Source organism: Exiguobacterium sp. s22, assembly GCF_018617455.1.
Classification (GTDB): Bacteria; Bacillota; Bacilli; order Exiguobacteriales; family Exiguobacteriaceae; genus Exiguobacterium.
This window is the reverse complement of the sequence record NZ_JACSKD010000004.1, coordinates 165,177-177,871: the sequence shown is the minus strand read 5'-3', so window position 1 is coordinate 177,871 and position 12,695 is coordinate 165,177. Positions and strand designations below refer to the sequence as shown.

At 46.3% G+C, this 12,695-nt stretch carries 15 protein-coding genes; 5 read left to right on the top strand and 10 right to left on the bottom strand.

Features of this window, described 5'->3' with window-relative positions; translation table 11 throughout:
- Nucleotides 1–46: 46 nt before the first annotated feature.
- The 5 genes from KNO94_RS08895 to KNO94_RS08875 all read right to left on the bottom strand — a co-directional run bounded on the left by KNO94_RS08895 (nucleotide 47) and on the right by KNO94_RS08875 (nucleotide 4,710).
- Complete coding sequence (locus KNO94_RS08895) at nucleotides 47–1,720, bottom strand: AMP-binding protein (RefSeq protein WP_214778993.1); 1,674 nt, start codon at nucleotides 1,718–1,720, stop codon at nucleotides 47–49.
- A 135-nt stretch (nucleotides 1,721–1,855) separates the two neighbouring features.
- Complete coding sequence (locus KNO94_RS08890; RefSeq protein ID WP_214778991.1) at nucleotides 1,856–2,323, bottom strand: DUF4825 domain-containing protein; 468 nt, start codon at nucleotides 2,321–2,323, stop codon at nucleotides 1,856–1,858.
- 12 nt (nucleotides 2,324–2,335) lie between these two features.
- Nucleotides 2,336–3,463: an ABC transporter permease subunit gene (locus KNO94_RS08885; protein ID WP_214778989.1), complete on the bottom strand. Its 1,128-nt coding sequence runs from the start codon at nucleotides 3,461–3,463 to the stop codon at nucleotides 2,336–2,338.
- Complete coding sequence (locus KNO94_RS08880) at nucleotides 3,453–4,334, bottom strand: ABC transporter ATP-binding protein (RefSeq protein WP_214778987.1); 882 nt, start codon at nucleotides 4,332–4,334, stop codon at nucleotides 3,453–3,455. Before KNO94_RS08880 ends, KNO94_RS08885 begins: the two co-directional genes overlap by 11 nt.
- Nucleotides 4,321–4,710 (bottom strand): GntR family transcriptional regulator, encoded by a 390-nt coding sequence (locus tag KNO94_RS08875; protein WP_214778986.1) that lies wholly within the window; start codon nucleotides 4,708–4,710, stop codon nucleotides 4,321–4,323. Before KNO94_RS08875 ends, KNO94_RS08880 begins: the two co-directional genes overlap by 14 nt.
- Nucleotides 4,711–4,893: 183 nt before the next feature.
- Here KNO94_RS08875 and KNO94_RS08870 point away from each other — a divergent pair, with 183 nt between their 5' ends.
- The 5 genes from KNO94_RS08870 to KNO94_RS08850 all read left to right on the top strand — a co-directional run bounded on the left by KNO94_RS08870 (nucleotide 4,894) and on the right by KNO94_RS08850 (nucleotide 7,509).
- On the top strand, nucleotides 4,894–5,658 hold the full coding sequence (locus KNO94_RS08870; RefSeq protein WP_251125895.1) for a hypothetical protein: 765 nt from the start codon (nucleotides 4,894–4,896) through the stop codon (nucleotides 5,656–5,658).
- A gap of 105 nt (nucleotides 5,659–5,763) precedes the next feature.
- The gene (locus tag KNO94_RS08865; RefSeq protein ID WP_214778982.1) at nucleotides 5,764–6,174 is read left to right on the top strand and encodes a MarR family winged helix-turn-helix transcriptional regulator; all 411 of its coding nucleotides are present in this window, start codon (nucleotides 5,764–5,766) and stop codon (nucleotides 6,172–6,174) included.
- Nucleotides 6,175–6,197: 23 nt separating this feature from the next.
- Nucleotides 6,198–6,836 carry a nitroreductase family protein gene (locus tag KNO94_RS08860; RefSeq protein ID WP_214778980.1) on the top strand — a complete coding sequence of 213 codons (639 nt, stop codon included), beginning with the start codon at nucleotides 6,198–6,200 and terminating at the stop codon, nucleotides 6,834–6,836.
- Nucleotides 6,837–6,863: 27 nt separating this feature from the next.
- Complete coding sequence (locus KNO94_RS08855) at nucleotides 6,864–7,148, top strand: putative quinol monooxygenase (protein ID WP_214778978.1); 285 nt, start codon at nucleotides 6,864–6,866, stop codon at nucleotides 7,146–7,148.
- Between the two features lies 1 nt (nucleotide 7,149).
- Nucleotides 7,150–7,509, top strand: a complete 360-nt coding sequence (locus KNO94_RS08850) for a DUF1304 domain-containing protein (protein WP_214778975.1) — start codon at nucleotides 7,150–7,152, stop codon at nucleotides 7,507–7,509.
- A 99-nt stretch (nucleotides 7,510–7,608) separates the two neighbouring features.
- Here the strand turns inward: KNO94_RS08850 and KNO94_RS08845 are convergent, their stop codons facing one another.
- From KNO94_RS08845 to KNO94_RS08825, 5 genes are all read right to left on the bottom strand, one after another.
- A complete protein-coding gene (locus tag KNO94_RS08845) occupies nucleotides 7,609–9,147 on the bottom strand; it encodes a hypothetical protein (protein ID WP_047795532.1) in 1,539 nt (512 codons plus the stop codon).
- A gap of 128 nt (nucleotides 9,148–9,275) precedes the next feature.
- Nucleotides 9,276–9,533 carry a hypothetical protein gene (locus KNO94_RS08840; protein WP_214778973.1) on the bottom strand — a complete coding sequence of 86 codons (258 nt, stop codon included), beginning with the start codon at nucleotides 9,531–9,533 and terminating at the stop codon, nucleotides 9,276–9,278.
- A gap of 14 nt (nucleotides 9,534–9,547) precedes the next feature.
- Entirely contained in the window at nucleotides 9,548–10,012 is a 465-nt protein-coding gene (locus KNO94_RS08835) for a hypothetical protein (RefSeq protein ID WP_214778971.1), read from the bottom strand.
- A gap of 2 nt (nucleotides 10,013–10,014) precedes the next feature.
- A complete protein-coding gene (locus tag KNO94_RS08830) occupies nucleotides 10,015–12,369 on the bottom strand; it encodes a DEAD/DEAH box helicase family protein (protein ID WP_251125894.1) in 2,355 nt (784 codons plus the stop codon).
- Nucleotides 12,362–12,688: a nucleoside triphosphate pyrophosphohydrolase gene (locus KNO94_RS08825; protein WP_214778969.1), complete on the bottom strand. Its 327-nt coding sequence runs from the start codon at nucleotides 12,686–12,688 to the stop codon at nucleotides 12,362–12,364. Before KNO94_RS08825 ends, KNO94_RS08830 begins: the two co-directional genes overlap by 8 nt.
- Nucleotides 12,689–12,695 lie beyond the last annotated feature (7 nt).

Below are 12,695 nucleotides of genomic sequence, written 5' to 3'. Positions count from 1 at the left end.
AATGATGGTTCATTCATTTATTATTCTATCATGCCTACGCTTGGTGTCAACTGCTTTGTTTCACTTGTTTTGCCTTCTCTTCATCGACGAGGACACGGCGTAGAATCTTCCCGACAAACGTCTTCGGTAACTCATCACGGAACTCATATAACTTCGGCACTTTATAGGCCGCAAGCTTCTCACGGCAATGTTTGTCAAGTTCTTCTTCCGTCACGTTCGACCCATCACGAAGCACGATAAATGCTTTCACCGTCTCGCCACGATATGGGTCCGGCACACCGATGCAGACCGCCTCTTTGACGGCCGGGTGCTCGTAAAGAATCTCTTCAATCTCACGCGGATAAATATTGAAGCCCCCCGCGATAATCATATCTTTCTTCCGATCGACGATATAGAAGAAGCCGTCCTCTCCCATGTACCCGAGGTCACCCGTCGCGAGCCACCCATCTTTTAAGACAGCTGCCGTCTCCTCAGGTTTTTGCCAATAGCCCTTCATGACTTGCGGACCACTCAACATGATTTCGCCAATCTCACCAATCTCTGCCTCCGTCTCTCCGTCTGCCATCACTATTTTAGCAGAAGTATCCGAGAGCGGCGCGCCGATTGAGCCGACAATCCGTTTATCCCATAAAAAGTTCGCATGTGTGACCGGGGATGTCTCAGATAAGCCGTACCCTTCCACGATTCGACCACCCGTGATTTTTTCAAATTCTTCTTGCACCTCGATCGGAAGTGGGGCCGAACCTGAGATACACGCCTCGATTGAAGACAAATCATACTTTTTCAATTTCGGATCGTTTAAGATTCCGACATACATCGTCGGGGCACCTGGGAAGAAATGCGGCTTTTTCTTTTGAATCGTCTTCAAGACATCTGTCACGTCGAAGCGTGGGACAAGGACGAGTTCATAACCGTTCGTGACCCCGAAGTTTAGACAGCATGACATCCCATACACGTGGAAGAACGGCACGACGCACAATACACGCTTTTCGTCTCCACGATTGTATTTATAGAATAAGTTCGTAATCTGGTCCGCATTCGCCGTCAAGTTGAAGTGAGTCAACATGACCCCTTTCGGAAGACCCGTCGTCCCTCCTGTATATTGCAGAACCGAGACATCTTCTTTCGGATCGATGTCGAGTGGCGTGACCGGATTGAAGTCTTTGTAGTCTTTAAACGGCGTCGAGCCGGTCGTATCGATCACGATATTGTTCTCGCGCTTCACTTTGATTGGGTACAGTTTATTTTTGGGGAACGGTAAGTAGTCAGCGATGCTCGTCGTGATCACGGTCTGAATCTCCGTCTTCTCACTGACGCGAAGCGTTTTCGGATATAACAAATCGAGGGTGATGACTAGTTTGACGCCTGCATCCGTTACGAGGTTTTCGAGCTCTCGCTCCGTATAAAGCGGGTTCGTTTGGACGACCGTCCCACCGGCGTACAAGACCGCATAGAAAGAAATGACGTACTGAGGGCAGTTCGGAAGCATGAGGCTGACACGGTCCCCTTTTTCGAGACCTTTCGCTTGAAGCATCGTGGCGAGTCGACGTGCGGCGTCATCAATCTCAGCATACGTCCACTCTTTCCCGATAAAAGAGACGGCCGTACGATTCGGAAAATCCTTCGCTGCGCGAGACAATGCCTCGTAGAGCGGTTTTACCTCATAATCAATCGATTGGGGCATACCTTCTGGATAATCTTGTAACCACGGTTTGTTCATCGCTGTTCCTCCTTGGAAATGAATACTCATTCAGTTAATTCCATTATAATGCTAAGAAAACGCTTTCATCTACCCTTTACCCGATAATTTTCAGAAAATATCAAAAAAGCGATTGGATTTGTCATCCAATCGCTGTCAAACTCGCCTGAAATAGGAATCTGTCGACTCTAGTTTTTCAAGCTTCTGATTCATGAGTTGTTGCAATTCTTTTTCATGACGAATGTTTGCGAAGTCTGTCTCGAACCATGCCTCCATCTCCGGTCGGGAGAAGGCATACGTCCGGTTCGGGAATGCGAAGCGGACAATCTCGGCGTTCGGGATGAGGGTGAAATAGGCAGCCGCATTCCGAATCGCAAGACGTTCCTGTTCCGCTCGCTCCATCCCCGGGTCTTCGTAACGGACGGTCAACCCATATGGACGCTTCTTCGTCTGCAGCTCTACTGATTGATAGCATTCATGTAAAGGCAAACTCCCGGCAATTCCAATGACTGCATTGTGATCTCCGACTTTCGACCCTTTGTATTCAAATGCCGTCGGTGTATCTGGATTCGTGCATCCAGCTAACGAAAGAATGAGTACGAGCAACAGACAGAAGCGTTTCATAGGTGTCCCTCCTTACGATTTGAGTCTCAAGTTGAAACGGTAAAGCAAGCGCTTGGCGAGTAAGTGTGCTAAGAACGCTCCGATCACAAAGCCAATCATATATAACACGCTATTCGCTTCATACGTGAACGTTGTGAACATAATTCCTGTGAACATCGCGATACATCCAACGATGATGATGTGAACGAGCCATAACCAGTTGTTGAACATGAAGAAGCGACCGTTGTTTTCTTGTGGCGCACGATTATACATCCAAATTCCTAACCAGAATGACAAAGCGATGAAGGCGATGGACGATGGGATGCTAATTGAGATGAAATCTTGCCATTCGCTGTCAGATTGGACGAATTCATATAAAGTCAGATTCGCTAAGTTTCCAAGGGGCGAAACGACTTGGATAAATACACCATTGTATAGGGAATCCAGCCATGAACTTAGTCCCTCTAAACTCGTAAACACATAAGCCGAACCTTGGATTAGTGCAATGATGCCTAACGGGAATATCAGGGCGACAAACGACCATGCCGCTTGAGAAATCGATTCCCCTCCGAATGACCCCATCCATAAAGCCAACGAGAATAACGAGATGCCAATCAAGGCGATGTACAGGACAATCACGACCGATTTTAAGACGGTCCCTTCTAATAAGAAGGAATAACGGGAAGTGGCGATCAGTGTAAACATCGCGATACTTCCTAACAGCGTAGACATGACAATCCCACTTGCCCCCAATACCCATTTTGATATGTACTGCTGGGTCCGGGTGAACGGAAGCGACATCGAAAAATCCGACATTTGACTGTTGCGTTCGGCTCCAATGAGCGAGGTGGCCATGAGCGCACTAAACACGACAAACAAAAATACAACGGGACCGAGAGGAATCACACTTCCAATATCCCCAATATAGTAGGCGATGCTTGAATCGGCATCGAAGAAGGACTCAACCGTCAGGCGATCTCGTTCTTCAAACGGGATACCGTAATCTACAGAATTCGCTCGTGCATCTTTAATCTGTTCATCAAACTGCTCGAATTGTGTCCAAGCCGGCACTGTGAAGGCGACGACACCTAAGAAGACGAGCAGGATCCAAAGCAGTGATACTTGTTTCCAATCTTTTTTTAACAATACTTTAGACAGCATGGGCTTCTCCTCCTAACTGAACACGGAATACGTCTTCAAGAGACATCGGAATCTCTTCGATCAGCATCGGATTGTATGAATCGATGAACGCTTCGAGCTCTTCCGTCCGTTCTTTTGCCATGAACAGCACGACACGTCCTGTCACGTTGATGATTTCGATATCTTTTCGTTCGAGCAGTTCGACCGGGACATGGTCATTGAACACGACTTGCCACTTGATGCTGAGGGCACGCGCCTCTTCGAGCGACAAGATCGCTTTGACACGTCCGTTCTCAATCATGATGATGCGGTCAGCGATGCGTTCGAGTTCATGCAGTTGGTGACTCGAGACAATAATCGAACAGTCCCGATTCTCGACTTGGGCAATCATCAGTTTCAACACGTCAGATTTGGCGACGACGTCCAAACCGTCCGTCGGTTCGTCGAGCAGATAGTATTTCGCTTGGACGGCGAAAGCGAGCGATAACGTGACGAGTGCCTTTTGTCCTTTTGAAAGTTGGCGAATCTTTTTGTTGTCGATGTTGTATCGCGTCAATGTCTCACGAAAGACGGTACGGTTGAATGACGGATAGATCGACTCATACAAGTCCGTCGCCTCGTTCACCGTATAATTTTTGAGCGCGTCGGCTGAATCCGGTACGAAGATGACGTCACGCTTCAATCCCGCATCTTTAAAGATACTTTTCGAACCATAGAGTACATCTCCCTGATCTGGGCGGATGATGCCGACCATCGTCCGGAGAAGCGTTGTCTTACCGGCACCGTTACGACCGACGAGCGCGATGATTTCTCCTGATTCGACCGTGAAGTCGATGCCGTCGAGAATCGTCTGACGGTCGATTTGTTTACTTAACTGTTCAACTTTCAGCATTGGTTTTCCCTACTTTCTCATATTCCGTCCGTAATACGTCAATGGCTTCGTTCAATGGCACATTCGCATAGTGACAATCAATCGCAATCTTTTTGATCGAGGCAATGACCGGTTCACGTGCCGCATCATCGTCCACCCAGTCCTCGGAGACGAACGTTCCACGTCCACGTCGCATCTCGAGTAGACCGAGCCGTTCTAACTCCTGGTACGCCTTACTGACCGTATTCGGATTGATGACGAGGTCGGTGGCGAGTTCGCGCACGGACATGACTTTGTCTCCAGGCCGTAAAATCCCCCGGATGACGAGCTCTTTCGTTTGATTGATGATTTGTTCATATAGCGGTTCTGAACTTTTCATATCAATTTTGTATAACATGGGTCACACCCTCTCATAGTCAATGATACTCTTTAAGTGTATTATATGTATTAGTACACGCAATTACAATAGTTCTTTGAGGGCACTTTTAGTTTACAGGGAAATGGAAATGATTTGAATAAGACTTTGGACCGAGGTTTCTCTTCGTCGTATCAGGTACATTGGGGTAGAGGTGAAAAAGTGATGAAAAAACGATTTATAGTAGCCATGGTCGGAGGGCTTCTCGCTGGCGGACTCTACGTATATACGACACATGAAAAATCAGAGGCGCGTGAGGCATACAGCGCGTACGTGAAGGAAACGTACAGTGAACAACCCGACATCGAGCTGTCACGCGACTGGCATATGGGCGGTTATATCGGAGAAATGACATTGACGAAAGAACCGTTCGCCGGCAAATATTTTATCGAGACATATGGTGACGGCTCGATCCATGACAATGTGCTCGAGACGTATTGGGAACGCGAGGCAGAGCGGACGATTCACGAGCGCCTCGTATCGCAAGGAATTTTAAAAGAGGAAGAGACGGTCCGTGCGGAAGTACCGACCGGAGTGTCCGATGATGCGCAAGCAAAAGTAAGCCCGACCCCGACGTCTATCTATGAAACGAATCCGAAGACGTATCTCGACGTCTCGATCATGTTTCATGAAGACTGGAACAATACGGACGAACAGAAACAACGGATTCTCGATGTCATACGCGAAGTGGAATCCGATGTCTATTGGATTCACTTCTCGTTCGACGGGAAGCCAGGTGGCAATGATGACTACACGGAACGATATATGATGTTCACGCGCAAAGCGTCTGACATCGACCCGTCCTTCCTCGATGTGCGGACGATCGAGGACTTGAATGCCTACGACCGAATGTATGGATTCGACGAGACGACATTCACGACAGAATATCGATTTGATGGCACCCCCATCGAAGAGGAGACGACACGATAATTTGATGTCGTCTTTTTTTGAGCGTTTGACTTTACAGGCGATTAGAAACGTTGTATCGTTTGACAAGTCAACGATTGATAAGTCAATTGAGAAAGGTGGGACGCAATGGACCTACGTGAAATCAGCCGATTACTTTACCAAATCAAGTTAGCGGAACAAAACGTCGCATCGTCGTTCGAACGGGAGACAGGATTCAGCCTGACCCGCTACGAGATGTTACAAGTCGTCAAAGAACGAGGCGTTTGTTCGCAACGCGTGATTAAAGAAGAAATGAAAATCGACAATGCCGCCATCACCCGACATTTGAAAATCCTTGAAGAGAAAGGGTATGTCGTCAGAGAGCGGAACGCGGAGAACCATCGCGAGATGTTCGTCCGTGTGACAGAGAAAGCAGAGCAAGACCTCGGACACTGCGAGCGAGACGAACGAGCCAACCATCTCCTCTTACAAGCCTTGTCCGCTGAAGAGATTCAACACTTATCCGGGCTGCTTCAAAAATTGAACAGTCACGCCTAAACAGAGAAAGAAGGAATTCACCAATGGCAACTACATTCGAAAACAATACATTTACAGACGTCATGTTCGGTCGTAAATCAATCCGTGTCTATGACGAGAACGTGAAAATCTCCCAAGAAGAGATGCTCGAGATGATCCAAGAAGCAACAACGGCTCCATCATCGGTCAACATGCAACCATGGCGCTTCGTCGTCGTCGAAAGCCCAGAAGCGAAAGAGACGCTCAAGCCGCTCATCCGCTTCAACACACGTCAAAACGATTCGTCTGCAGCGATGCTCCTCATCTTCGGAGACATGGAATGCTACGAGTACGGCGAGCAAATCTACGATCAAGCGGTCGCAGAAGGCAAAATGCCACAAGAAGTGCGTGACCAACAACTCGGTGCAATCATCCCTTACTACAAAAACCTCTCGAAACAAGAGATGAACGACATCGTGAAAATCGATGCGAGTCTCGCAGCGATGCAATTCATGCTCACAGCCCGTGCACACGGTTATGACACGAACCCAATCGGTGGTTTCGAGAAAGACCAACTTGCAGAAGCGTTCGGTCTCGATAAAGATCGTTACGTACCAGTCATGATCTTGTCTGTCGGGAAAGCGGCAGAAGAAGGTTACGAATCAGTTCGCCTTGATGCTCAAACAGTCACTTCATTCAAATAATTTATTAAACAATCGGAGGAATCAACTATGATCTTAGTCAACGCCACATTCGATATTCAAGCATCACAACGCGAGAACTTCTTGCGTGACATCCAAGTTTTAATCGACTCATCAAAACAAGAAGCGGGCTGCGTCGGATATGACCTATACGAGTCAACGTCTGTCGAGAACCGTTTCGTCATGATCGAGAATTGGGAAGACCAATCTGCTCTCGAGCAACACAATCAAAACCCGGTTCTCATTAACTTCGCACAAAACGTCGCGAACTACGTGTCAGCGAAACCTGTCGTGCAAGTAGCAGCGGTCAACTAATATGTCGACGCTCACCCTTGTGCTCGGAACGCTTGTCGCCATCGAATTCTTCTATATCTTCTATTTAGAGACGATTGCGACGGCCTCTTCCTCGACGTCGCGCGTCTTCCGCATGTCGAGAGACGAACTGACGAGAGACTCGGTGTCGGTTTTGTTCAAAAATCAAGGCGTCTATAATGGATTGATCGGAGTCGGGCTCTTGTACGGACTCTACCTCACCCCTAATCCAGTCGAGATTGTCACCATGATTCTGATTTATATCATTCTCGTTGCCCTATATGGCAGTATCATGAGTGACAAGAAGATTATCCTGACACAAGGTGGGCTCGCCATCTTGACGTTGTTGTCGATGATTATGTGATGACAGAAAAAGCGTTCGACCTGAGAAAAGGTCGGACGCTTTTTTGTCATTCCGAATTCATCAAAAAACCGCCCTGACCGAAGTCAGAGCGGAATCGTATTATAAGACGAAAATCGCTGCAGATACACCGACGACACCGACGAGTGCCATCGCATATACCGGTACACGTGGCATTTCGCCATTGTTGTCGAGTGCTTTACCGAACATGTAGAAGACGATCGGGTGCACGAGGAACGGCATCGAGAAGATGAGCGGGATGAGAAGCGACGCTTCCGTTCCGAACATACCACCTTGAACCGCTGCAAACAAGCCGAAGTGCGAGATCGCTGACGATTGTGCCATCGTCGTGTAATCAAATGCAATCGTGCTGAACGTCAAGATGACGAGACCACCGAAGACGGCCATCATCTGCCATCCGAACGAGAACTGCATAAGAGCTTTGACTTCTTTGAAGTCTTCCCCGTTCGCCGCACGCAAGTTTTTCAACGAAAGCGCCGTGAGCGCGAGTCCGACCAAGACGATGATCATCGTTGGCCAGATCCAGAGCGCGCCGTTGTCGGCACTAACTGCGAGGATCGAGAAGACGAAGATGTGTCCGAAGAACGGGATGTTGATCATGATTGGCGCACGTTTCGCTGCCACTTGACCGAAGTCCCCAGCCGTACATGCTCCTGTGAGACCACTGTGTGAAAGTGACCCCGCCATACCTGGCGCGAGGTTACGGATGTGACCCGTACGAGCGAACCACATGATGAGTGCGATTCCACCGAACATCCAGAACAACTGTCCGAAGAAACCGTACACGAGAATCGAGTTCATGCCTTCGATGGCGAACGCGTCACCAATTCGTGAACCTCCAACCATGAAGTTGGCAGCCAAGACGACCGGAATCCCTGCGAAGAGAAGCGCGCGGACAGTCGGTCCATACGTCCAGTTATGGAAGATGGCACCGAGTGCTGACGAAATCAACATCGCGAAGAAGATTTGCGGCAATGCGATAATCGGCTGAACCGCTGTCGCAATTAAGAACGAGACGAACAAGATGACAAGCAAGAGGACTGTCTCGATGACACCTTTTTGCATGTATACTTTCTTGTCCTGAATCTGTGCTTTATGGTCGATGAGTAAGAACGACACCGCAAGACCGAGAAGTGCGAGGATTGGGTAGTAAAGCGCGATCCCTTCTGCCGTACCTGGCTCGATTGCCATACGGAAGAACCCTTCCAAACCGACGAGCAAGAAGAACGAACGGAGGATGAAGATGAACTGCGTACGTCCTGTCCCGAGGAACATCTCTTCTTTAGAAGGAACGACGATGTCCTCCATGTCGAGCTCTTGTTTACTCAAGATTTTACGAAGTTCTTGTCCACCGACGAAGAACGAAACGACCAAGGCGATGATTGTCGTCCGTGACAAGAAGTCGACGAGTGGGAATTCAGGAAGACCCGGCGTCGCGATACCGAGCTCGACCATACCGAATCCGAGACCGAGACCGAAGATGACGATGACGAGGATCGGCGAGAAGCGCGTCCCAGCCACGACCATACGAGATAAAATGACCATTGGAATGACGAAGGCCATAAGCAACCAGAATTGGTTGATCAGTTGCATTTGAGATAATTGCTGTACAAGTTCCATTAACTAACCCCTAACATAATTTTTAGCACACAATATCGAAGTGTACAGGAATGAACATTATGTGACAATAGGGTGTGATGTTTTGTAAACATTGAAAGCGGAACCAAGTGAAATTGGTCCCGCTTTCGTTAGTTATTGGATTGTCTGAGGCCCCAAATGCCTTTATTTCCTGTGGAATAAAAGAGGTCTTCTTTCCCGGTAAAGCTCGCTGAATCACTGGAATGCGCACGAATCTGTTTATTGACGTGCCCTTTCCAATCTTTATAGCGATCGAGCTCGAGTTGATAATACGATTTTTCGACATATGCATAAATATCTTTTAAAGATGCCGTCCCACCATGGTATTGGAGGGCGAATTGGATTTTGCGTAGTAATAGGCGTTTCATATTACCCCACCTTTCTACTTCTGTTTCATTTCAAAGTAGTCTTCTAATTTGTTTTCAACTGCTAATTGAATAGCAGCATGCGCTTGTTTAGTCGGAATGCAGTACTCTTCTCTGACAATGAGTTTCCCATTTGAATTCTCAAATGGTGATTTACCTGTTCTTCGTGATTCTGTCGTCAAGGCTTTAAACGGTAGCGAATTTAGATGACTTTCTATTTCCTTCTGTGAAAATGATTCTTGAAATATTTTAGCGATGCCATTTAAAGAATGTTCTTCACTTTGCTTCCTTACCAAATCATAGTATTCTTTTGCGATCACATCAGCTGATAACGGGTGAAACCAATCTTCATATCCTCTGTTGAGCATGATTTGTATGACATTCATTTTATATGTACCTTGACGCGCAAAACCATCAATAAAGTTACAAAAAGACTGTATAGCAATCTCTGATGAGTTGATAGTTATTTTATCGTTCAGCATACTCATCCTTTCGCTTTCCGACTAAAGTAGTAATGCAATCGAACATCTACAATCTGTTTAACCCATTCATAAACGGTTAGATTGCGGAACGCTTCATTGAATTCAATATGCAGAGTTTCATCTTCTACATAAAACGGTCCTTTGGCAATTTTATCGAATGGCATTCGTAACAATAATTTTTCAATTCTTTGTTGATGGAATGGTTGCTGAAAGTCTTTTGTCTTTCCATCAATCTGCTGACGATATGGTTCTTTTTTAATGTAATCATAAAAAGGAAGAGCGGCTTCAGATGCTTTAAGTGGCTTGTACCAATTCTCTTCTCCCCGTTTTAGCATAATTGAAAGTACAATCATTTTATAGCTTTTGGTCATGCTCGTGTATTCCACCTCGACGAGAAGCGACTTCACATCACTGTATAGTATCGTTTCTTCCTCACTTAGTTCTTCGAGTTTATGCAAGAATCCGAAGAACCCACCAAGCTTTCTCCATTCGGAACGATACGCATCTATAGAGTATTCTCCTCGTTGGGTTAATTCCATGTAGCTTGGGCGTCTACCCATTTCTTCTTTCACCATGAAATAATTTTGTTCAAGTAATTGCTGACGCGTCGAGGAACGTGTCACCATTTTCTTCAGTAGGTCAACAGTTTGTAAATCAAACTCAATTGTACATGACGAAGGTAGATCAATCGTAGTTGGTAAGGAATTCACTGTATCTTGTCGGCTAGTCGTCAACAAAGCCAGTTTCTTATCAATGTTTTTATAGTTCCCAATCAAATCGATAATCGTACAATGTGTCTTTCCTTTTGATAGACGTAGTCCTCGTCCGATTTGCTGGGTGAACACTGTCAATGATTCTGTCGGACGACAGAACAATAGCGTATCGATTTCAGGGATATCGACACCTTCATTAAATAGATTCACTGCAAAAATGATGTCCAATTGTCCTTGCTTTAATTGGGCAATTACTTCCGTTCGATCATACTCGGCCTGACTATGAAGTGCTACTGCTTGTACTCCTTGCCTCCTGAAATAATCAGCCAAATATTCAGCTTGTATAACGGAAGAACAAAAGCCAAGTGCTCTCGATTGATGATGCTCTGACCAAGCCATATATATCTTCTCGGCAACACTTTCTTTTAACTGTTCTGCCAATAACTCTTCTTGATCATAACGACGTCCATTGATCAGACGAATCTGAGAGTAGTCGATTTCATCATAGATTCCAACGTAATGAAACGGGGTTAAAAACGATTCTTCAATTGCTTCCGTAAAGTGCATCTGGAAAGCAACGTTATCATCACAAAGTGCATATACGTCTCCTCCGTCTAAACGGTCAGGCGTTGCAGTCAAACCGAGTAAGAACTTCGGTTGAAAATAATCTAGCACCCGACGGTAGGAAGGAGCAGCCGAATGATGGAACTCATCCACGATTATCAAATCGAATTGCTCCGGGTCATATTGCTCCATTCTTTGTTTCGAAGCTAACGTTTGAATCGAGGCGAACACGACGTCAGCAGTATCTTGATTTCTTGATTCACCACCGAGTAGTAACCCGGTCTTCCAGTCATTCGCCACATTGAGGAATGACTTTTCTGCTTGTAACAAAAGTTCTCTTTGATGTGCGACGAAAAGGACACGTTTGAATTGTCGTGCAAAAAATGCACTCAAATACGTTTTCCCTAATCCTGTCGCCAAGACGAGCATCGCCTTTTTCCGACCTTCCGCCATCGTTTCTCGGAGTGCCAATAACGCTGCGTCTTGGACAGACGTCGGGGTAATCGAATCATCTTCTATGTAGACGGGAGAATGTTCAGCGACCTCCAATTCTTTCATTCGATCCTTTCGCGCTTCATACTCTTCGCGATAAGGCTGTAACGAGACTGGATTCATCATTTGCGCATATTCACTATAAAATAATTCATGGAACGCAGCGACTGACTCTTCAAACACTTCCTCTGATACATTCGAAGGAATTTCAACATTCCATTCCACACCATGATTTAGCGCACTATGCGACAAATTCGAGGAACCTACAAAAAACGTACCGCTTTCTATTGTACGGAACAAATACGCCTTTGGATGGAACGACCTCCCTTTTGAGCGGTATAGCCGGAGCTCAACATTCGGTATTTGTAATAGCATATCCAGCGCATCAGGATTGGTGAGGTACAGATAGTCTCCTACCAAGATTCTGATTTGAGCACCTCGTTCACTCGCACGTATTAATGAAGTAAATAATTCCTTCACCCCCGACACTTGTGCAAACGCGACGACCATATAAATTTCAGTCGCCGCGTCTATGTGTTCTTGTAAAGGGGTGCCTAGATTGCTCGTATGGAGTCGTAAATCACTCATGATCGAGGACCTCTTCTAAAAATAGACCCTTTTCAAAACCGCCACGTTTTTGGCGTTTCTCTTCACGAATTCGGTTCAATTCATCAAAGTCTGCCCCATGCATATTTCCGAGAGCATAGACCAACTCCAAAATGTCAGCTAACTCTTCTAGAGACTCTTCATCAATGTTCGTTTCTTCATACTCTTTGATTTCTTCGTAGAGTTTCAATCGTGATTGCTCGAAGTGTTCGGCTTGAGTAAGTTGCTTCACAATCGGGATTTTTCCTGATTCGTGAATGATTTCAGGGATGTTGTCTCTTACTAATTTGTTATAAATCATGTCATAT